Genomic DNA, 18,361 nt, shown 5'->3' with positions numbered 1-18,361 from the left:
CGCCATGACGACGATGCAGCTGCCGTCCTCGATGAACTGCCGCCTCTGGCAGGTGGACCTGGACGCCGCGCCGGCGCCGCAGGCCGTGGCCGCCCTCTCTGAAGCGGAGTGGGACCGTGCCCGGCGCTTCGTCTTCAAGCGCGATCGCAACCGGTTCATCGCCGCCCATGCCGCGCTGCGCGAGACGCTCTCCTCGCAATGCGGCCTCCCGGCCTCCACGCTGGAATTCGCGCTGGGCCCCTTCGGCAAGCCGGGCCTGATCGAGCACGGCGGGTTGCGCTTCAACCTCAGCCACAGCGAGTCGCTGGCCCTGATCGCGGTGTGCGACGACGCCGAGGTGGGCGTGGACATCGAGCTGCTGCGCCCGATGCCCGACGCTGAGGCCCTGGCCGAGACTTACTTCAGCGCGGCCGAGCGACGCGCGCTCGCCGCGCTGCCGCAGGAAACCCGCGACCGCGCCTTCCTCTGCTGCTGGACGCGCAAGGAGGCCTGCCTCAAGGCCACCGGCATGGGCCTGTCGGTGGACACGCGCAGCTTCGAGGTGGGCGTCCTGCCCGATGCGCGCGAAGTGCAGATCGACGCCGCCGACGGCTGCGCGCGGCTGGCGCTATCCTCTTTCCACGATGTCCAGGGAGCGCAGTGCGCCGTGGCCCGCGTGCTGGCCTGCGGGCCGGCCCAGGCAGCGTGCCGGCCCCTGGTCGACAACGAGATGTACGCATGACTCCGATGCTCTTCGGCCCGGCCTCCAGGCAGCTGTTCGGGCTTTTCCACGCACCCGAGCGCGAGGCCAAGCTCGCGGTGGTGATCTGCATGCCCCTGGGCCAGGAGGCCGTGCGCGGGCACCGGCTGTTCCGCGTGCTGGCCGACCGGCTCGCGCGGGCCGGCGTGGCGGTGCTGCGCTTCGACTATTACGGCAGCGGCGACTCGCCCGGCGAGGACACCGACGGCGATCTCGAGGGCTGGCGCCGCGATGTCTGCGCCGCGCACGAGGAGCTGCGGCGGCGCACCGGCAGCCGGCGCATCATCTGGCTCGGCGCTCGGCTGGGCGCGTCGCTGGCGGTGATGGCCGCCAAGAGCGGACGCTGCGACCCGGCGCGACTGATCCTCTGGGACCCCATCGTGGACGGCGCGCGTTACGTCGACGAGCTGCGCGCCGGCCATGTCGACGCGCTGGAGCGCTCCTTCTGCGTGCCCGACGCGGCCTGGCGCCGCCAGCTCGCCCGGGACCCGGATGCCTTCACCGAGGAGACCTTCGGCTTCGGCGTGTCGCCGCTGATGCGCGACCAATTGCGCGCGCTCTCGCCGGCCAGCCTGCAGCTCACGGCGCTGCACGAGACGGTGGTCCTGGCCGATGCCGAGGACCACGCGACCCATCAATGGGCGGCCCAGGAGACGGCCCGCCACATGCCGTTGCGGATCTCGGCCTTCCAGCACCCGCTGGTCTGGACCTCCGATCCGCATCCCAACAACGCGATGGTTCCCACGGAGGCGCTGCAACGACTGCTGGCGGTAATACATGAGTGACTACAAAGAGACACCCGTTCAGTTCGGACCCGACGGCTCGCTGATCGGGATCATCACCACCCCGGCCGAGGGGCCGCTGGCGCCGGTGGCCTGCCTGATGCTCAACATGGGCGCCAACCACCGCATCGGACCGCGGCGCATCAACGTCAAGCTGGCGCGTGAGATGGCGGCGCGCGGCATCAGCTGCATCCGCATGGACCTCGCCGGCCTGGGCGACAGCGGGCCGGCCAGCGGCGCCGAGCACTTCCTCACGCAGGCGGTGCTCGACCTGCAGGCGGCCATGAACCTGATCCAGACCATGCTGGGCGTGCGCCGCTTCATCGTGATCGGCCTGTGCTCCGGCGCGACCAACGGCCTGTCGCTGGCGGTGGCCGACTCCCGCGTGGTGGGCCTGCTGATGTTCGACGGCTATGCCTTCCCCGGCCGGCGCGCGCAGCTGGAGCGCACCTTGTGGCGCGCACTGGCATTGACCAATCCCGCGGTGATCGGCAAGACGATGCGCTGGCTGCAGCGCAAGTTCTCCACCGCCGCCGCGGCGGCCGCCGCGCCGCACATCTTCGAGCCCGATCCGCCGGAGGTCACGGCCGCGCTGTTCCGCCGCTCGATGACGCAGGTGGCGGAGCGCAACGTCGCGGTGCTGCTGCTCTACACCGGCACCATGCACGTGACCGACCGGAAGCGCGACCAGCTCGGCCCCTTCGCGAAGGAGGCCTTCACGAAGCACTTCGAGTACCAGTTCATCGGCGAGATCGACCACAGCCTCACCTCGATGGCTTCGCAGCAGATCTTCATCGAGGTGGTGTGCGACTGGGCCCTGCGGGTGGTGCAGGGTGCGCCAGCGGCTCCCTCGCCGCATGCCGCCGAGCCAGCACGCGCGGGCGGGCAGTTCGCGAGCGGCAGGCCGGCGGTTGCGTTGCAGCGGGATCCGGTGATCTGAGCGGGCTGCCGCCCTCGAGCGGCGTTCCGTGACCCGCGGGAGGAGCATGCCCAGGCCGAGCAAGCCCGTCGACGCGCCGGGGACCACGCGCGTGCGGCAGCATCTCGCGCAGGCTTAGGATCAGGCATCCATCTCCACGCCAGCCACAGCGATGCTCACCCCGACCACCAACCCCGCCCTGTTGTCTCCCTTCCATCTCGCCTTCCCGGTGCACGACCTCGCGCTGGCCCGCCGGTTCTACGGCGAGCTGCTGGGTTGCCCCGAGGGCCGCAGCGCGCAGGACTGGGTGGACTTCAACTTCTACGGCCACCAGATCGTGGCCCACCTCGCGCCCGAGGAGACCGGCGCGTCGCAGCGCAATGCGGTCGATGGGCACGGCGTGCCGGTGCGGCATTTCGGCATCGTGCTGCCGATGCCGGACTGGGAGGCGATGGCGGCCCGGCTGAAGGCGCACGGCGTCCAATTCGTCATCGAGCCGTATATCCGCTTCAAGGGCGAGCCGGGCGAGCAGGCGACCATGTTCTTCCTCGACCCCTCGGGGAATGCGCTGGAGCTCAAAGCCTTCGCCGACATCGGGCGGCTGTTCGCGAAGTGAGGGCCGGCTCGGCTTGGCCCGATGCTCAGGCGGCAGATCCAGGCGCCACGTGCGCCAGCTTCTCCCCCGGCAGCTCCTGCATCGGCCCGCTGCCGCTGTAGCGGTCAAGCGCCAGGTAGATGGCCGGCGTGATGTACAGCGTGATCACCTGCGAGAACAGCAGCCCGCCGACGACCGCCACGCCCAGCGGCTGGCGCAGCTCGGCGCCGGCACCCAGGCCCAGCGCGAGCGGCAGCGCGCCCATGAGGGCGGCCAGCGTGGTCATCAGGATCGGGCGGAAGCGCAGCCGGCAGGCCTCTCGTATCGCGTCGACCGGCTGCATACCCTGGGTGCGCTGCGCGTCCAGCGCGAAGTCGATCATCATGATCGCGTTCTTCTTGACGATGCCGATCAAGAGCAGGATGCCGATGGTCGCGATCAGCGTGAGGTCGAAGCCGAAGAGCTTGAGCGAGAGCAGCGCCCCCACCGCCGCCGAGGGCAGGCCGGCCAGGATGGTGAGTGGGTGGATGTAGCTCTCGTAGAGCACGCCCAGCAGCACATAGATGACCAGCACCGCCAGCACCAGCAGCACCGCCTGGCTGGTCTGCGAGCTCTGGAACACCGCGGCGTCGCCGCCGTAGCTGGTGATGATCGAGGGCGGGATCTTGAGCTCGGCCTTGAGCTGATCGATCTTCGCGGTCGCGTTGCCCAGCGGCACGTCCGGCGCGAGGTTGAAGGACACCGTCACCGCCTGCAGCTGGCCCTGGTGGTTGACGGAAGTCGGTCCCACCGTGCGCTTGACGGTCGAGAAGGCCGACAGCGGCACCAGTTGCCCGGCCTTGTTGCGCACCGACAGGCGCGACATGTCTTCCTCGAACTGGCGGTCGTCGTCGGCCGCCGAGAGGATCACCTGGTAGGTGTTGCTGGGCGCGTAGATGCTGCCGATCTGGCGGTCGCCGTAGGCGTTGTAGAGCGCAGTGCGCAGGTCGCCGACCGCGACGCCGAGCACGCCGGCCTTGTCGCGGTCGATGTCCAACGTGGCCTGCAGGCCCCGGTTCTGCGAGTCACTGGTGACGTCGCGGAAAGCGGGGTCGGCACGCATGCGCTCCATCAGCTTTTCGGCCCACTCGTTGATGGCGCCGGCGTTCACGCTCTGCAGGGTGTACTGGAAGCGTGCCTTGCTCGGGCGGCCGCCCAGGCGCAGGTTCTGCAGCGGCTGCATGTACGCGGCGATGCCGGGAATCTCGCGAAAGCGCGCCCGCAGCGACTCCATCACCTGCGCCATCGTGCCGCGCTCGTTGCGCGGCTTGAGCACCACGAACAATCGGCCGCTATTCTGTGTAGAGCTCGAGCCGCCGACCCCGACAAAGGAGTTGACATAGGCCACGTGCGGATTGGTCCGCACGGCCTCGGCAACGCGATCCTGCAAGGCTTTCATGGCCGGGAACGAGATGTCTTCGGCCGCTTCGGTCGTGATGAAGATCTGGCCGATGTCTTCCTCGGGGAAGAAGCCCTTCGGGATGACGATGAACATCCAGGCCGTCAGCGCGAAGGTCGATGCCGCAACGACCAGCATGAGCTTGCGGCGGCGCAGCGTCCAGTCGAGCGAGCGCAGGTAGGTGCCGTGGACCCAGCGGTAGCCACGCTCGAACGCGCGGCCTATCGCGGTGCCAGGCTCGGCGTGGCCGTCCTCGTGCTCCTCCGCCCCTGCGGAGCGATGCGTCTGCCGCACGAGTCGGCTGGCCATCATCGGCACCAGGGTCAGCGACACCACGGCCGACACCAGCACCGCCAGGCCGACCACGACCGCGAACTCGTGGAACAGGAGGCCGATCACGCCCGGCATGAAAAAGATCGGGATGAACACCGCCACCAGCGAGACCGAGATCGAGACGATGGTGAAGCCCACCTCGCGGGCGCCGCGCAGCGCGGCGGCCATCGGCTCCATGCCCTTCTCGACGTAGCGCATGATGTTTTCCAGCACCACGATGGCGTCGTCCACCACCAGGCCGACCGCCAGCGTGATGCCCAGCAGCGACACGTTGTCCAGGCTGTAGCCGAAGGCGTAGAGCAGCGCGACGGCGCCGATCAGCGAGATCGGGATGGTGGCCGCCGGAATGAGCGTGGCCACCACGCGGTGCAGGAACAGGAAGATCACCAGCACCACCAGCAGCACCGTGCCCAGCAGCGTGAGCTGAACGTCGTGCACTGCCTCCCGGATGGAGATCGAGCGGTCGTTGACCATGTTGATCTCGACCGACTGCGGCAGCTCCTCACGGAACCGCGGCATCAGCGCCCGCACCGCGTCCACCACCTGAACGGTGTTGGCATTGGGCTGCCTCTGCACGGCCAGCGAGACCGAACTCTGGCCGTTGAAGCTGCTGGCGGTCTTGACCGACTCGAAGCTGTCCTCGATGGTGGCTACCTCGTCCAGCCGCACCGGCGCGCCGTTGCGCTGGCCAACGATCACCTTGGCGAAGTCGGCGGCCTTGAGCATCTGCTCGTTGGCCTGGATGGTGAGTGTCTGGCGCGGGCCGTCGAGCACGCCCACCGGCGTGTTCGCGTTGGCCAGGCGCACCGCGTTGGCCAGTTCGTCGAGGGTGATGTTGCGGGCGTTGAGCAGGTCGGCGTTGGCCTTGATGCGCACCGCGAACGCCTTGCGGCCATACACCACGACCTGGGCCACGCCGTCGATGGTGGAAAGCGTCGGCGAGATCAGGTTTTCCGCATAGTCGTTCAGCTCGGACGGGCTCATCGAGGGCGAGACCAGCGCGATGAACAGCACCGGCGCGTCGGCCGGATTGACCTTGCGGTACGAGGGCATCTGCGTCAGTTCGACCGGCAATTGCCGCTGCGCCCGCAACAGCGCGGCCTGCACATCGACGGCGGCGGCATCGATGTCGCGGCTGCTGACGAATTCCAGCGTGATCGAGCTCACGCCCTGGGTGTTGACCGAGCTGATCGTCGACAGGCCCGGAATGGTGGAGAACTGCTTCTCCAGCGGCAGCGCAACCGAGGAAGCCATGGTGTCGGGACTGGCGCCCGGCAACTGCGCGTTGACATTGATGACCGGCGTGTTGTAGCTGGGCAGGGCCGCGACCGGGATCTGGAAGTAGGCAAAGATGCCAGCCACCACCACGGCGGCAGAGAGCAGCACCGTCATCGCGGGACGACGGATGCAGAGCTCGGAGATGTTCACTGGATGGCCTCCCCCAGGCTCGTCACTCCGTGTTCTTCGCGCACCCTCGCCGGAAGAAGGGGGCGAGCGCCTTCGGGCGGCCGGGCGGGGCTCATGTGCGCTCCCGCTCCGCCACCACGCTGGCGTTGCCCGGCGTGGCCGAGGCGGCGCTGCCCGGCGTCGCCTCGGGCGCATTGCCGTTCGGGCGCTGTTGCGGCTGCGCGGCGCTGTCGAGCCGCACCTTGCCGCCCGGGCGCACGTTCTGCTTGCCCTCGATCACCACCAGCTCGCCGGGCTCCACGCCGCGCACCGCGACCTGCGTGCCGAAGGTGTACAGCGCCTGCACCTTGCGGCGCGTCGCCGTCCGCTCGGCGTCGACCACGTAGACCGAGCTGCCCTCGGCCAGCATCATGATGGCGGCCGCGGGAATCACGGTGGCGCCCTCGAGCGTGCGCACGGTCACGCGGGTCTCGACGAACTGGCCGGGCCACAGGCCCTGGTCGGCGTTGTCGAACACCGCCTTGGCCCGCACGGTGCCGATCAGCGGGTCGACGGTGTTGTCGACGAAGTTCAGGATGCCCTTCATTGGCGTCTTGCGCCCGCTCACGAGCGCTTCGACCGGCGTGTGCGAGCGCGCGGCGGCCAGCAGGTCCTGCAACCTGCCTTCGGGCACCGGGAAGCTGACCGCGATCGGATCGAGCTGGGTGATGGTCACCAGCGACAGGCTGGGCTGCACCAGCGTGCCCGGGTAGATGTTGACGGCGCCGATGCGCCCGGCAATGGGCGCGCGCAGCGTGGCATAGCCCAGCGCCACCTGCGCCGACTGCACCGCGGCCTTGTCCGCCGCGACCGCGGCGCGCTGCGCCTCGAGCTGCGACAGCGTGGCATCTGCGGCGGCCTTGGCGATGAAGTTCTGCGCCACCAGTTCCTGGCTGCGCCGGTACTGCCGTTGCAGGTCGGCCAGCGTGGCCTCGTCCTTCTGCTGCTGCGCGCGGGCCTTGGCGAGGTTGGCCTGGTCGGGCCGGTCGTCGAGCGTGAAGAGCAGTTGCCCTTGCTTGACGAACTGCCCCTCCTTCACATGCACCTCGCGCACCGTGTTCGTGACCTGCGGGCGCAGGTCCACGCTGTTGAGCGAGACCACGCTGCCGTTGACCTGCACGGTGACCGGCACGTCCCGCTTCTGCGCCGCGGCGAGCGTAACCAGGGCCGGCGCCGCAGCGCCCGGGCCGGCGCCCTTGCCGGGCGCGGCGGTGCTTCCTGCGGGCGGCGCGCCCGTCTGCGCCCCGTCCTGCGTCCTGTTTCCCGCCCAGCGCCACGCGCCGGCTGCGCTCAGGATCAGCACACCCGCGAGGGCGAGGACGAGTTTCTTGTTCATGAGCACTTCTGGGTTGGGTAGAAAGCCGGCCGCGGTTGTTCGAGGCGCACTTTTGCCTGACAACAGCTATTGGAGCAGGGGTCGGGGACTGCCGTCCATCGGTGCCGTAAAGATAAGTAAAGCGGATATGAAGCACCGCACGGAAGGCGCTGCGTTCTCCGGGGAAGGGCGGGAGGCCACCGCTAGAATCGCCGCTGCCCCACAGCCTCTGGATGAACACCATGAACCGCTGCAACACCCCCTGGACTGCCCTCCTTCTGACAGCGCTGTGCGCCGTGACGGCGCCTGCTGTCGCGCAGGACCCGGTCCAGACCCAGAACGAGGCCGCGCTCGGCGGCCGCAACTTCCCCATCGGCACCCTGCGAGGCCGCTTCATGGTCGTGAATGCGCCCGAGATCCAGCTCGACGGCCAGCCCGAGCGGCTCTCGCCGGGCGCCCGGATTCGCAGCGCCCAGCAGATGCTGGTGATGCCGGCGAACCTCACCGGCCAGAACCTGCTGGTCAACTACAAGCGCGATCCCGCCGGCATGGTGAGCGAGGTCTGGATCCTCACGCCCGAGGAGGCCCAGGCCAAGCGCGAAACCGCCGACAAGCCGCTGCTGAATTTCTGGCCCTTCGTGGCCGACACCGGACCGCGCGACGACGGCAAGACGCCGTTCGACCAGTTGCCCCGCTACGGCCAGTAGCTGTCGAATTCGGGTGCCGGACGCGAAAAGCGCGAAGGACATCCGAAAGCCTTTTCCTGGTTTTCCTTTGCGTCCTTCGCGGATTCCTTCCTTTCGCGGCAGGATTTCCGCTTTCCGATGGCGCCCCCCAAGGAGCCTCCTCATGACCCCAAAAGTTTTCATCAAGACCTTCGGCTGCCAGATGAACGAGTACGACTCGGACAAGATGGCCGACGTGCTGCGCGCTGCCGAAGGCTATGAGCCCACCAACGACGTGGAAGAGGCGGACCTGATCCTCTTCAATACCTGCTCAGTGCGCGAGAAGGCGCAGGAGAAGGTGTTCTCCGACCTCGGCCGCGTCAAGCACCTCAAGGCACGCGGCGTGAAGATCGGCGTCGGCGGCTGCGTGGCCAGCCAGGAAGGCGCGGCCATCATCGCGCGCGCCCCGTACGTCGACGTGGTCTTCGGCCCCCAGACACTGCACCGCCTGCCCGAGCTGCTGCACCAGCGCGAGCGCGCCGGCCAGCCGCAGGTGGACATCAGCTTTCCGGAGATCGAGAAGTTCGACCACCTGCCGCCGGCACGCGTCGAGGGTGCGACCGCCTTCGTCTCGATCATGGAAGGTTGCTCCAAGTACTGCAGCTACTGCGTGGTGCCGTACACGCGCGGCGAGGAGGTGAACCGGCCGCTGGACGACGTGCTTGTCGAGGTCGCCGGCCTGGCCGACCAGGGGGTGCGCGAGGTCACGCTGCTGGGGCAGAACGTCAATGCCTACCGCGGCCGCATGGGCAGCGCGGGCGACGGGGCCGAGATCGCCGACTTCGCGCTGCTGATCGAGTACATCGCCGAGATCCCCGGCATCGAGCGCATCCGCTACACCACCAGCCATCCCAACGAGTTCACGCCGCGCCTGATCGAGGCCTATGCCCGCGTGCCCAAGCTGGTGAGCCACCTGCACCTGCCGGTGCAGCACGGCAGCGACCGCATCCTGATGGCGATGAAGCGCGGCTACACGGCGATGGAATACAAGAGCACGGTGCGCAAGCTACGCGCCATCCGCCCCGGCCTTTCGCTGAGCAGCGACTTCATCGTCGGCTTCCCGGGCGAGACCGACGCGGACTTCGACAAGATGATGAAGCTGATCGACGAGCTCGAGTTCGACAACAGCTTCAGCTTCATCTTCAGCCCGCGCCCCGGCACGCCGGCGGCGCAGCTGCATGACGACACCCCCCACGACATCAAGCTGGCTCGGCTGCAGCGGCTGCAGGCGGTGATCGACGGCAACGTCAAGCGCTTTGGCCAGGCGCTCGTGGGCACGGCCCAGCGCGTGCTGGTCGAAGGCCGTTCGCGCAAGGATGCGAACGAGCTGATGGGCCGCACCGAGTGCAACCGCGTGGTCAACTTCGAGGGCGACCCGCGGCTGGCCGGCCGCATGGTCGACGTGAACATCACCCGCTCGCTGGCCTACACGCTGCGCGGCGAGGTGCCCACCGCGGAATCGACCGCGTCATCGGCGGGCCTCGCCGCGCCGGCCGCCTGATGGCGAGCCTGAAATCGGCGCGCGGCTCGTTCCAGCAGCTGCTGTTGTTCGCGTTCCTGCTGATCACCGCGCTGCTGGTGGGCGTGGCCCTGCGCTCCGTGTTCCAGTACGACGCGCTGATGACCCAGAGCCGCAACGCCGCGGGCCGCGCGCTCACGCTCTCGGGCGCGGCGCAGTCCCTGGCCGAGCGCAGCGCCGCGATGGAGCGCGCCGGGCGCCAGTCGCTGGTGCTCAACGACGCGGTGCTGCGCCGCCGCTTCGACGACGCGGCGCGCGACGCGCACCATGCGCTCGACCGCCTGGGCGCGAACGGCCTGCCCGCCACCGGCCTCGACCTGTGGCGGGCCCAGCTCGCGGTCATCGAGGGCTTGATGAGCGGCGCGCCCGAAACCGCGCTCGCGCGCGAAAGCTCGATGGCGATGCAGTTCCGCGACCTCGACGCGCTCAACACCAACCTCGCCCAGCAGGCCCAGATCCTGATCGAGGCGCAGAACAACGCGCTGGCGCAGCGCATCGAGAACGCACGCCGGCGGCTGATGCGCGAAGTGCTGGCCGCGAGCACGCTGGCCGTGGCGCTCGCATTGGCCTTCGGTGTGTGGCTGGCGCGGCCCTTCAAGCGGCTGCAGCGCGCGATCGTCGGGCTGGGCGAGAACCGCCTCGACGAGCCGATCGACATCCGCGGCCCGGCCGACGTGCGCCGCATCGCGCAACAGCTCGAATGGCTGCGGCTGCGGCTGACCGAGCTGGACGCGGACAAGGCGCGTTTCCTGCGCCACGTCTCGCATGAGCTCAAGACCCCGCTGGCCGCGCTGCGCGAAGGCGTCTCGCTGCTGGAGGATGGCGTGACCGGCGCCCTGAACCCGGCACAGCGCGAGGTGGCGCAGATCCTGCAACAGAACACCGTCGCGCTGCAGGGACAGATCGAGGCGCTGCTGCGCTTCAACGCGGCGGCCTTCGAAGCGCGCGAGCTGCGCCGCCAGCGCACGCCCCTGCTGCCGCTGATCGAGGAGCAGATCGAGGCCCAGCGCCTGCAATGGCAGGCCAACGGGCTCACGGTGCGGGCCGAAGGCGAGCCGATCGCGGTGGTGGTCGACCCGGTGAAGCTGGGCACCGCGGTGGCCAACCTGCTGTCCAACGCGATTCGCTATTCGACGCGCGGCGGCACCATCGCGATCACCGTATCGAGCACGCCCGACACCGTCTGCATCGAGATCCAGGACGCCGGCCCCGGCATCGCCGAGGGCGACCGCGACCGCATCTTCGAGCCTTTCTTCCGCGGCGAGCGCCAACCCCAGCATGCCGTCAAGGGCACCGGCATCGGGCTGTCGATCGTGCAGGAGTACATTGCAGCCCATGGCGGTCGCATCACGCTGCTGCCGGAGGGACCCGGGGCGCGCTTCCGCATCGAGCTGCCGCGCTCCACCTGACCACCGCCCCCGCCTCAAGCGTTTTCTCCGACCCATGCTCTTCAGTTCGATCGCTCGCAGATCCGCCTTTGCCATGACCGTCCTCGTCATGCCGCTGCTGCTCGCTGCATGCGCCGCGCCGCCCGAACCGCCGCCCCAGCCGGTGGCCGTGCAGCCGCCGCCACCGCCTCCCCCGCCACCGCCGGTGCAGCCCGTCGAGGCCGAGCCGATGGCGCCAGCCACGCAGCCGGCGCTGGTCTTCGCGCAGCTCACGCAAGGCCCGGTGGCCGCCCTGCTCGGTTACGCCGACAAGGTGCGCCCGCTGGGCGGCAACGAGCTCGCCAATGAGATCTCACGCCTGGGCGAGCCCGGCGAGCAGCCCCTGGTGCAGATGCAGCTGGCACTGCTGCTCGCGCAAACGCGCGCCCCCGCCGATCTCGCGCGCGCCCTCGGCCTGGTGCAGCGCGTGATCGCCAACCCGGCGAGCGAGGCCCAGGCGCTGCACCCGCTCGCCCGGCTGCTGGCCGCGCGCTACCAGGAACAGCGCCGCGTCGAGGACGAGCGCGACCGCCAGGCGCAGCAGGTGCGCGACAGCCAGCGGCGTATCGACCAGCTGAGCGATCGCATCGAGGCGCTGCGTGCCATCGAGCGCAGCTTCTCGCGTCCCAACAGCCCGCCACCACCGATCGCACCGGCGGCTCCAAAGCCCGCACCATGAACAACACCGGCTCCGCGAAGGAATCCGCCAGCCCGCCCGGCGCCCGCCTGCTGGTGGTGGACGACGACGCGGACATGCTGCGCCTGCTGTCGATGCGGCTCACGGGCGCCGGCTACCAGGTCACCGCCGTGACCTCGGCCGAGTCGGCATTGACGCAGCTCGAGATCGAGCATCCCCAATTGGTGCTGAGCGACGTGCGGCTGCCGGGCCGCGACGGCCTGCAGCTGTTCGACGAGATCCGCAAGCGCCACCCCACGCTGCCGGTGATCCTGCTGACCGCCCACGGCACCATTCCCGACGCGGTCGAGGCCACGGCCCGCGGCGTCTTCACCTATCTCACCAAGCCCTACGACGCCCGCGAGCTGCTCGACAAGATCGCGCAGGCCCTGGCGCTCGGCGCGCCCGCGCCCAGCGGCGGCAAGGGCGTCGACGAGAGCTGGCGCTCGGAGATCGTGAGCCGCAGCAACCGCATGGCCGAGCTGCTGGCCGAAGCCCGGATGGTTGCCAAGTCCGACGCCAGCGTGCTGCTGCGCGGCGACAGCGGCGCCGGCAAGGAACTTCTGGCCCGAGCGATCCACCGGGCCAGCACGCGCGCGGAGAAGCCCTTCGTGGCGGTCAACTGCGGCGCCATTCCGGAGGCGCTGCTGGAGTCGGAGCTGTTCGGCCATGTGAAGGGCGCCTTCACCGACGCGGTGGCCAATCACAAGGGCCTGTTCCAGCAAGCGGACGGCGGCACCCTGCTGCTCGATGAGATCGGCGACATGCCGCCGGCCCTGCAGGTCAAGCTGCTGCGGGTGCTGCAGGAGCACGCGGTGCGGCCGGTGGGCTCGACCCAGTCCATCGAGGTCGATGTGCGGATCATCTCCGCCACCCATCGCGACCTCGATGCCGCCATGGAGGCCGGGCAGTTCCGGGAGGACCTCTACTACCGCCTCAATGTCGTGACGCTGCACCTGCCGCCGCTGTCGGCGCGGCGCGAGGACATCCCGCTCCTGGCCAACCATTTCCTCAACCGGCTCTCGAGCAAGTACGGCAAGCGCCTGTCGGGCTTCGCGCCGGAGGCGCTGAAAGCGCTGACCATGGCGCCCTGGCCGGGCAACGTGCGCCAGTTGTTCAACGTGGTCGAGCAGGTCTGCGCCCTGTCCAGCTCGCCGCTGATCCCGCTGGCGCTGGTGCAGCGGGCGCTGCGCTCGCCCAGCGTCGAGGTCCAGACCTATGCCGAGGCCAAGCAGCGCTTCGAGCGCGAGTACCTGGTCGGCCTGCTCAAATTGACCGACGGCAACGTGGCCGACGCGGCGCGTCTGGCGGATCGCAACCGGACGGAGTTCTACCGGCTGCTGCAGAAGCACGGGCTCACCGCCGGGCACTTCAAATCGGATGCCGTGCCGCCGGGCGGCGACACTGTCGCTGACGAGCGACGCTCCTAAGTACTTGATTTCATTGAGAGTTCGTCCAGAGTTCACTTGCGCTGTCGGGCTACGGCGACAAATTCAGGGTTTTTGGTGGCCTTTTGGTTTCAAAACCGGGCCTCAAGAGTCGCAGACCGCGCTAACTCGTTGATCTGAAAGCGTTATTCCTGGCTGGCACAGGGATTGCCCTTAGAAGGGCATGACAGCCCTTACCAGCCCATCTTTCGCACTGCGTCCGCAGCGCGACGGCCTGCGTCAAAAGCAGTTTTCCCTCTCGCGGTCCCGCGCCGCGGGTCATCCGCCGGCCGGCCTGGCAAGCGCCGGCGGTGCGGCACCGGACTGCGTCTTCAAGCGTCTTCCGGCTATTGGCGACACGCCTTCCGCCGACAAGCAACGGTGGTGAGTCGCACATGAAGCCCAACGACTTCTCCCAGCTCAACGTTCTCACCGAAGCGGATTTCTCCCGCCGCAGCACGCTGCGTGAAGAACGCCATCCCAACTCGGTGACGGCGCCGCCGATCAACCGTGGCTCGATGACGCCCCGCCCCTGGCGCGGCTTCTGGAACAGCATCGGCACGGCACTGCTGGTCAAGCTCGGCGCCGGCGGCAAGGCCGCGGCCAGCGCGTCGCGCGCACCGCAGCGTTCCCAGGCCTGGGAACGCGCGGCCCAGCAGCGCCGCCTCGCCTTCATGGCGCTCACCGTGTTCAGCACGGTCGTCGCCTCGACGTTGTTTGCCCGCGTGCAGCCCGACTACGACAACCTCTGGCTCGAATACAGCCAGATCGCGCTCTACGGCCTGCTCTCGGGCTGGGTGGTGACCGGCTTCGTGACCGCGCTCATGGGCTTCTATGTCTCGGTGCGCGGGGACAAGCACGCGCTGTCGGCCAAACAGGTGGCTGACCATCCGATGAATCCGGAAGCGCGCACGGCGATCGTCATGCCGATCTGCAACGAGGACGTGGCGACGGTCTTTGCAGGCCTGCGCGCGACCTGCGAATCAGTGGCCGCGACCGGCCATGCGAGGCAGTTCGACGTCTTCGTGCTGTCCGACAGCTACACGCCCGAGGTCGCCGCCGCCGAGCGCGCCGCCTGGGAAGATCTGCGCGCCGCACTGGCGGACAGCCCGAACCAGCCGCAGGTCGAGGTGTACTACCGCCTGCGCAAGCGCCGCACCCACCGCAAGGCCGGCAACGTGGCCGACTTCTGCCGCCGCTGGGGTAAGGACTACCGCTACATGGTGGTGCTCGATGCCGACAGCGTGATGAGCGGCGACTGCCTGACCTCGATGGTCAAGCTGATGGAAGCCAATCCGACGGCCGGCATCATCCAGACCGCGACGCAGGCCATCGGCCACGTCACCCTGCACGCGCGCGCCCAGCAGTTCGCCTCGCGCGTGACGGGCCGCCTGTTCACTCTGGGCATGCAGTTCTGGCAGCTCGGCGAGTCGCACTACTGGGGCCACAACGCGATCATCCGCATCGAGCCCTTCATGCAGCACTGCGCGCTGGCGCCGATCAAGGGCACCGGCGGCATGTCGGGCGGCATCATGTCGCACGACTTCGTCGAGGCCGCGCTGATGCGCCGCGCCGGCTACCACGTGTGGCTGGTCGCCGACCTGGTCGGCAGCTACGAGCAGCAACCGCCGGACCTGCTGGCCGAGCTGCAGCGCGACCGCCGCTGGTGCCAGGGCAACCTGCAGAACGCCCGCCTGATGGCCGAGCCCGGCCTGCATCCGGTGCACCGCGCGATGTTCGTCACCGGCACAATGGCTTATGCCTCGGCGCCGATGTGGCTCGCCTTCCTGACGCTGGGCACGGCCCTGTGGCTCACCGGCTCGAGCGTGGTCGCGCATTGGCTCGCGATGCCGATGGAACTGGCCGGCCTCTGGCTGTGGACGTTGTGCCTGCTGTTCCTGCCGCGCATGCTGGGCATTGCCGCCGTGGTGATGCGCCGCGAGCAACGCCAGTACGGCGGTGTCGGCGGCCTGCTCAAGAGCGCCGCGCTCGAAAGCGCGCTGGCCATCGTGCAGGCACCCGTGCGCATGCTGGCCCACTCGCTGTTCGTGGTGGTGGCGCTCACCGGCATCAAGCTGGACTGGAAGTCCCCGCCGCGGGAAGCCGCTGCCGTGCCGTGGCGCATCGCCTTCACCCAGCTGGCGCCGATGTCGCTGGTCATCGCGGCGCTGGCGGTGGGTATTGCGCTGATCGACGCCAGCGCGCTGGCCTGGCTGATGCCCGTGGGCCTCCCGCTGCTGCTGGCGATCCCTCTGACCGTTCTGACCAGCCAGATCGCGCTGGGCAACGCAATGCGCGACCGGGGCTTCCTGGTGATTCCGGAAGAGTCGCGTTCGCCGGCGGTGCTGCGCAGGGCGTGGATGCACGCGGTGCGGCTGGCGCGCGCCTGACGGTTCGCTGCCCAGGAAAAAGCCCGCTCGACGAGCGGGCTTTTTCTTTGCTCAGAAGCGCGGCATGCCGCCGCCTCCACCCATGCCGGGCAGGCCCTTCATGCCGCCCATGCGCTTCATCATCTTCATGAGCCCGCCGCCCTTCATCTTCTTCATCATCTGCTGCATCTGCTCGAATTCGTTGAGCAGCCGGTTCACTTCCTGAACCTGCACCCCCGCGCCGGCGGCGATGCGGCGCTTGCGGGTGGCCTTGAGCAGCTCCGGCTTGCGCCGCTCCAGCGGCGTCATGCTGTTGATGATGCCCTCCTTGCGGCGGATGTCGCGCTCCGCGCGGTTCATGTCGGCATCGGTGGCCTTGGCGGCGAGCTGCTGCGGCAGCTTGTCCATGATGCTGGACAGCCCGCCCATCTGCTTCATCTGCTGCAGTTGGCCGAGAAAATCGTTGAGATCGAAGCCCGCGCCGCTCTTGACCTTGGCCGCCAGCTTCTGTGCCGCCGCCACATCGACGCCGGCCGTGACCTGCTCGACCAGCGCCACGATGTCGCCCATGCCGAGGATGCGGCCGGCATGGCGCTCGGTGTCGAACACCTCCAGGCCGTCGATCTTCTCGCTGACACCGGCGAACTTGATCGGCACGCCCGTCACCTGCCGTACCGACAGCGCGGCGCCGCCGCGCGAGTCGCCGTCGGTCTTGGTGAGGACGATGCCGGTCAGCGGCAGCGCTTCCTTGAAGGCCTTGGCGGTATTGATCGCGTCCTGGCCCTGCATGGCATCGACCACGAACAGCGTCTCGACCGGGTTCAGCGCCGCGTGCAGCTGCTGGATCTCGTTCATCAGCACCTCGTCGATGGCGAGGCGGCCGGCCGTGTCGACCAGCAGCACATCGAAGAAATGGCGCTTGGCGTGATCGAGCGCGGCGCGGGCGATGTCCAGCGGCTTCTGGTCCGGCGTGCTCGGGAACCACTCGGCCCCGGCCTGCTTCGTGACGGTCTTGAGCTGCTCGATGGCCGCCGGCCGGTAGACGTCGCCCGAGACGGTGAGCACCTTCTTCTTGCGCTTCTCGATCAGGTGCTTGGCCAGCTTGGCGGTGGTGGTGGTCTTGCCGGCGCCCTGCAAACCCGCCATCAGGATCACAGCGGGCGGCTGCGCCACCAGGTTGATGTCGGCCACGCCTTCGCCCATGGTCGCAGCGAGCTCGCGGTTGACGATGCCCACCAGCGCCTGGCCGGGCTTGAGCGAGCCCAGCACCTCCTGGCCCATCGCCTTTTCCTTGACGCGGGCCACGAAGTCGCGCACCACGGGCAGCGCGACGTCGGCCTCCAGCAGGGCCATGCGCACCTCGCGCAGCATGTCCTGCACATTGCTTTCGGTGATGCGGGCCTGCCCGCTGACCTGTTTGACGAGGCGTGAGAATTTTTCGGTGAGGGCGCTGGCCATGGTGTTTCCCGCGGGCGGGATCGGTAGGTGGGGAGCGAGGGCGTCTTCGCGAGGGATCACGCAAAGGCGAGACGCTAAACTCCGGTCGATGATTTTAGCGATCCCCTCCCCACTCGGCGTGGCGCTGGGCATCGCCACCGCCGCGGCCTACGGCGCGACTGCCGCAGCCTCTTCCTGGCTCGGGCGGCCTTCCACGCAATGGATGCTGGGCCTGGCCTGGGTGCTGCACGCCTGCGTGCTCGCCTGGTCGCTGGCCGGCGGCGACCCGCACTTCGGCTTCGCGCCGGCGCTGTCGGTCACCGCCTGGCTGGTGATGACCATCTACGCGATCGAGAGCCGCCTGTATCCGCAGCTCAAGATTCGGCGAGTGCTCGCGGCGCTCGGCGCGGCGGCCGTGCTGCTCGCGATGGTCTTTCCGGGCACGCCGCTGCACGTCTCGGCCTCGCCCTGGCTGCCGCTGCACCTGGCGCTGGGCATCGCCTCCTACGGCCTGTTCGGCGCAGCCGTGGTCCATGCCTGGCTCATGACCCGCGCCGAGAAGCAGATCCGGCTGGCGGCCGAACCGCAGGCCGGCGTGCCTCTGCTCACGATGGAGCGGCTGACCTTTCGCTTCGTGACCGCCGGCTTCGTGCTGCTGTCGGCCACGCTGCTCGCCGGCCTGCTGTTCAGCGAGCAGCTGTACGGCGCCAATGCGCGCGGCTGGAAATGGGACCACAAGACCGTGTTCTCGGTGCTGGCCTGGATCAGCTTCGCGGTGCTGCTGGTCGGGCGGGCGCGCTTTGGCTGGCGCGGCCGCACCGCGCGGCGCGTGCTCTACGCCGGCGCGGCCCTGCTGCTGCTGGCCTATGTGGGCTCGCGTTTCGTGCTCGAGGTGGTGCTGGGGCGCGCAGCGACATGAAATACCTGCTGGTGCTCGCGATCATCCTGGTGGCGGTCTGGCTCTGGCGCAAGGCCCGGCGCGAAGAGTTGCAGTCGCGCACGCCGCCGCCCCCTCCTCCGCCTGCACCGCGCAGCATCGGGCCTCCGCAAGCCATGCTGCGCTGCGCGCACTGCGGGCTGCACCTGCCGGCCTCGGACGCGGTGCGTGGTGCCGACGGCACGGCGTATTGCAGCGCGGCGCACCGCCGGGCCGCGACGCACTGAACGAGGCGCCCCCGATGAGCCGCCGGGCCGCTCCCAAGGCCAACAGCACC

15 protein-coding genes are annotated in these 18,361 nt (G+C 69.2%); 12 read left to right on the top strand and 3 right to left on the bottom strand.

What is annotated here, in order from left to right:
* Positions 1 to 4: 4 nt before the first annotated feature.
* The 4 genes from E5P3_RS05680 (at position 5) to E5P3_RS05665 (ending at position 3,056) form a co-directional block, all read left to right on the top strand.
* Entirely contained in the window at positions 5 to 721 is a 717-nt protein-coding gene (locus E5P3_RS05680; protein WP_162585091.1) for a 4'-phosphopantetheinyl transferase family protein, read from the top strand.
* Positions 718 to 1,524 carry an alpha/beta fold hydrolase gene (locus tag E5P3_RS05675; RefSeq protein ID WP_162585090.1) on the top strand — a complete coding sequence of 269 codons (807 nt, stop codon included), beginning with the start codon at positions 718 to 720 and terminating at the stop codon, positions 1,522 to 1,524. The genes E5P3_RS05680 and E5P3_RS05675 overlap by 4 nt, the downstream gene beginning before the upstream one ends.
* Positions 1,517 to 2,461, top strand: a complete 945-nt coding sequence (locus E5P3_RS05670; protein ID WP_162585089.1) for an alpha/beta hydrolase — start codon at positions 1,517 to 1,519, stop codon at positions 2,459 to 2,461. The genes E5P3_RS05675 and E5P3_RS05670 overlap by 8 nt, the downstream gene beginning before the upstream one ends.
* A 151-nt stretch (positions 2,462 to 2,612) precedes the next feature.
* A complete protein-coding gene (locus E5P3_RS05665) occupies positions 2,613 to 3,056 on the top strand; it encodes a VOC family protein (RefSeq protein ID WP_162585088.1) in 444 nt (147 codons plus the stop codon).
* 25 nt (positions 3,057 to 3,081) lie between these two features.
* On the opposite strand, the gene E5P3_RS05660 is transcribed toward E5P3_RS05665, so the two are convergent.
* Together E5P3_RS05660 and E5P3_RS05655 are read right to left on the bottom strand one after the other, a co-directional pair.
* Complete coding sequence (locus E5P3_RS05660) at positions 3,082 to 6,234, bottom strand: efflux RND transporter permease subunit (protein WP_162585087.1); 3,153 nt, start codon at positions 6,232 to 6,234, stop codon at positions 3,082 to 3,084.
* 91 nt (positions 6,235 to 6,325) lie between these two features.
* The gene (locus tag E5P3_RS05655) at positions 6,326 to 7,588 is read right to left on the bottom strand and encodes an efflux RND transporter periplasmic adaptor subunit (protein WP_162585086.1); all 1,263 of its coding nucleotides are present in this window, start codon (positions 7,586 to 7,588) and stop codon (positions 6,326 to 6,328) included.
* 221 nt (positions 7,589 to 7,809) lie between these two features.
* On the opposite strand from E5P3_RS05655, the gene E5P3_RS05650 reads away from it, so the two are divergent.
* The 6 genes from E5P3_RS05650 to mdoH all read left to right on the top strand — a co-directional run bounded on the left by E5P3_RS05650 (position 7,810) and on the right by mdoH (position 15,731).
* Positions 7,810 to 8,274 carry a hypothetical protein gene (locus E5P3_RS05650; protein ID WP_162585085.1) on the top strand — a complete coding sequence of 155 codons (465 nt, stop codon included), beginning with the start codon at positions 7,810 to 7,812 and terminating at the stop codon, positions 8,272 to 8,274.
* Between the two features lie 142 nt (positions 8,275 to 8,416).
* Positions 8,417 to 9,793 (top strand): tRNA (N6-isopentenyl adenosine(37)-C2)-methylthiotransferase MiaB, encoded by a 1,377-nt coding sequence (gene miaB / locus E5P3_RS05645; RefSeq protein ID WP_162585084.1) that lies wholly within the window; start codon positions 8,417 to 8,419, stop codon positions 9,791 to 9,793.
* A complete protein-coding gene (locus E5P3_RS05640; RefSeq protein ID WP_162585083.1) occupies positions 9,793 to 11,220 on the top strand; it encodes a sensor histidine kinase in 1,428 nt (475 codons plus the stop codon). Before miaB ends, E5P3_RS05640 begins: the two co-directional genes overlap by 1 nt.
* A 73-nt stretch (positions 11,221 to 11,293) precedes the next feature.
* Positions 11,294 to 11,917, top strand: coding sequence for a hypothetical protein (locus E5P3_RS05635; RefSeq protein ID WP_332107369.1), 624 nt, complete (start codon positions 11,294 to 11,296; stop codon positions 11,915 to 11,917).
* A complete protein-coding gene (locus E5P3_RS05630) occupies positions 11,914 to 13,344 on the top strand; it encodes a sigma 54-interacting transcriptional regulator (RefSeq protein WP_162585081.1) in 1,431 nt (476 codons plus the stop codon). The genes E5P3_RS05635 and E5P3_RS05630 overlap by 4 nt, the downstream gene beginning before the upstream one ends.
* A 392-nt stretch (positions 13,345 to 13,736) precedes the next feature.
* A complete protein-coding gene (gene mdoH / locus E5P3_RS05625) occupies positions 13,737 to 15,731 on the top strand; it encodes a glucans biosynthesis glucosyltransferase MdoH (RefSeq protein WP_162585079.1) in 1,995 nt (664 codons plus the stop codon).
* A gap of 51 nt (positions 15,732 to 15,782) precedes the next feature.
* Here the strand turns inward: mdoH and ffh are convergent, their stop codons facing one another.
* Positions 15,783 to 17,168 (bottom strand): signal recognition particle protein, encoded by a 1,386-nt coding sequence (gene ffh / locus E5P3_RS05620; protein WP_162585078.1) that lies wholly within the window; start codon positions 17,166 to 17,168, stop codon positions 15,783 to 15,785.
* Positions 17,169 to 17,256: 88 nt separating this feature from the next.
* Between ffh and E5P3_RS05615 the strand changes: the two genes are divergently transcribed.
* Positions 17,257 to 18,066, top strand: coding sequence for a cytochrome C assembly family protein (locus E5P3_RS05615; RefSeq protein ID WP_162585077.1), 810 nt, complete (start codon positions 17,257 to 17,259; stop codon positions 18,064 to 18,066).
* Positions 18,063 to 18,311: a PP0621 family protein gene (locus E5P3_RS05610; RefSeq protein WP_162585076.1), complete on the top strand. Its 249-nt coding sequence runs from the start codon at positions 18,063 to 18,065 to the stop codon at positions 18,309 to 18,311. Before E5P3_RS05615 ends, E5P3_RS05610 begins: the two co-directional genes overlap by 4 nt.
* Positions 18,312 to 18,361 lie beyond the last annotated feature (50 nt).

Origin of the sequence: Variovorax sp. RA8, from assembly GCF_901827175.1 — a bacterium.
In the GTDB taxonomy this organism is placed as follows: Bacteria; Pseudomonadota; Gammaproteobacteria; order Burkholderiales; family Burkholderiaceae_C; genus Variovorax.
This window is presented reverse-complemented; position numbering and strand designations above follow the sequence as displayed.

Coding starts and splice junctions, on each gene's coding strand:
- E5P3_RS05680 (WP_162585091.1), top strand. CDS start 5: ATGACGACGATGCAGCTGCCGTCCTCGATGAACTGCCGCCTCTGGCAG.
- E5P3_RS05615 (WP_162585077.1), top strand. CDS start 17,257: ATGATTTTAGCGATCCCCTCCCCACTCGGCGTGGCGCTGGGCATCGCC.
- E5P3_RS05640 (WP_162585083.1), top strand. CDS start 9,793: ATGGCGAGCCTGAAATCGGCGCGCGGCTCGTTCCAGCAGCTGCTGTTG.
- E5P3_RS05665 (WP_162585088.1), top strand. CDS start 2,613: ATGCTCACCCCGACCACCAACCCCGCCCTGTTGTCTCCCTTCCATCTC.
- mdoH (WP_162585079.1), top strand. CDS start 13,737: ATGAAGCCCAACGACTTCTCCCAGCTCAACGTTCTCACCGAAGCGGAT.
- E5P3_RS05630 (WP_162585081.1), top strand. CDS start 11,914: ATGAACAACACCGGCTCCGCGAAGGAATCCGCCAGCCCGCCCGGCGCC.
- E5P3_RS05655 (WP_162585086.1), bottom strand. CDS start 7,588: ATGAACAAGAAACTCGTCCTCGCCCTCGCGGGTGTGCTGATCCTGAGC.
- E5P3_RS05635 (WP_332107369.1), top strand. CDS start 11,294: ATGACCGTCCTCGTCATGCCGCTGCTGCTCGCTGCATGCGCCGCGCCG.
- E5P3_RS05670 (WP_162585089.1), top strand. CDS start 1,517: ATGAGTGACTACAAAGAGACACCCGTTCAGTTCGGACCCGACGGCTCG.
- E5P3_RS05675 (WP_162585090.1), top strand. CDS start 718: ATGACTCCGATGCTCTTCGGCCCGGCCTCCAGGCAGCTGTTCGGGCTT.
- miaB (WP_162585084.1), top strand. CDS start 8,417: ATGACCCCAAAAGTTTTCATCAAGACCTTCGGCTGCCAGATGAACGAG.
- ffh (WP_162585078.1), bottom strand. CDS start 17,168: ATGGCCAGCGCCCTCACCGAAAAATTCTCACGCCTCGTCAAACAGGTC.
- E5P3_RS05610 (WP_162585076.1), top strand. CDS start 18,063: ATGAAATACCTGCTGGTGCTCGCGATCATCCTGGTGGCGGTCTGGCTC.
- E5P3_RS05650 (WP_162585085.1), top strand. CDS start 7,810: ATGAACCGCTGCAACACCCCCTGGACTGCCCTCCTTCTGACAGCGCTG.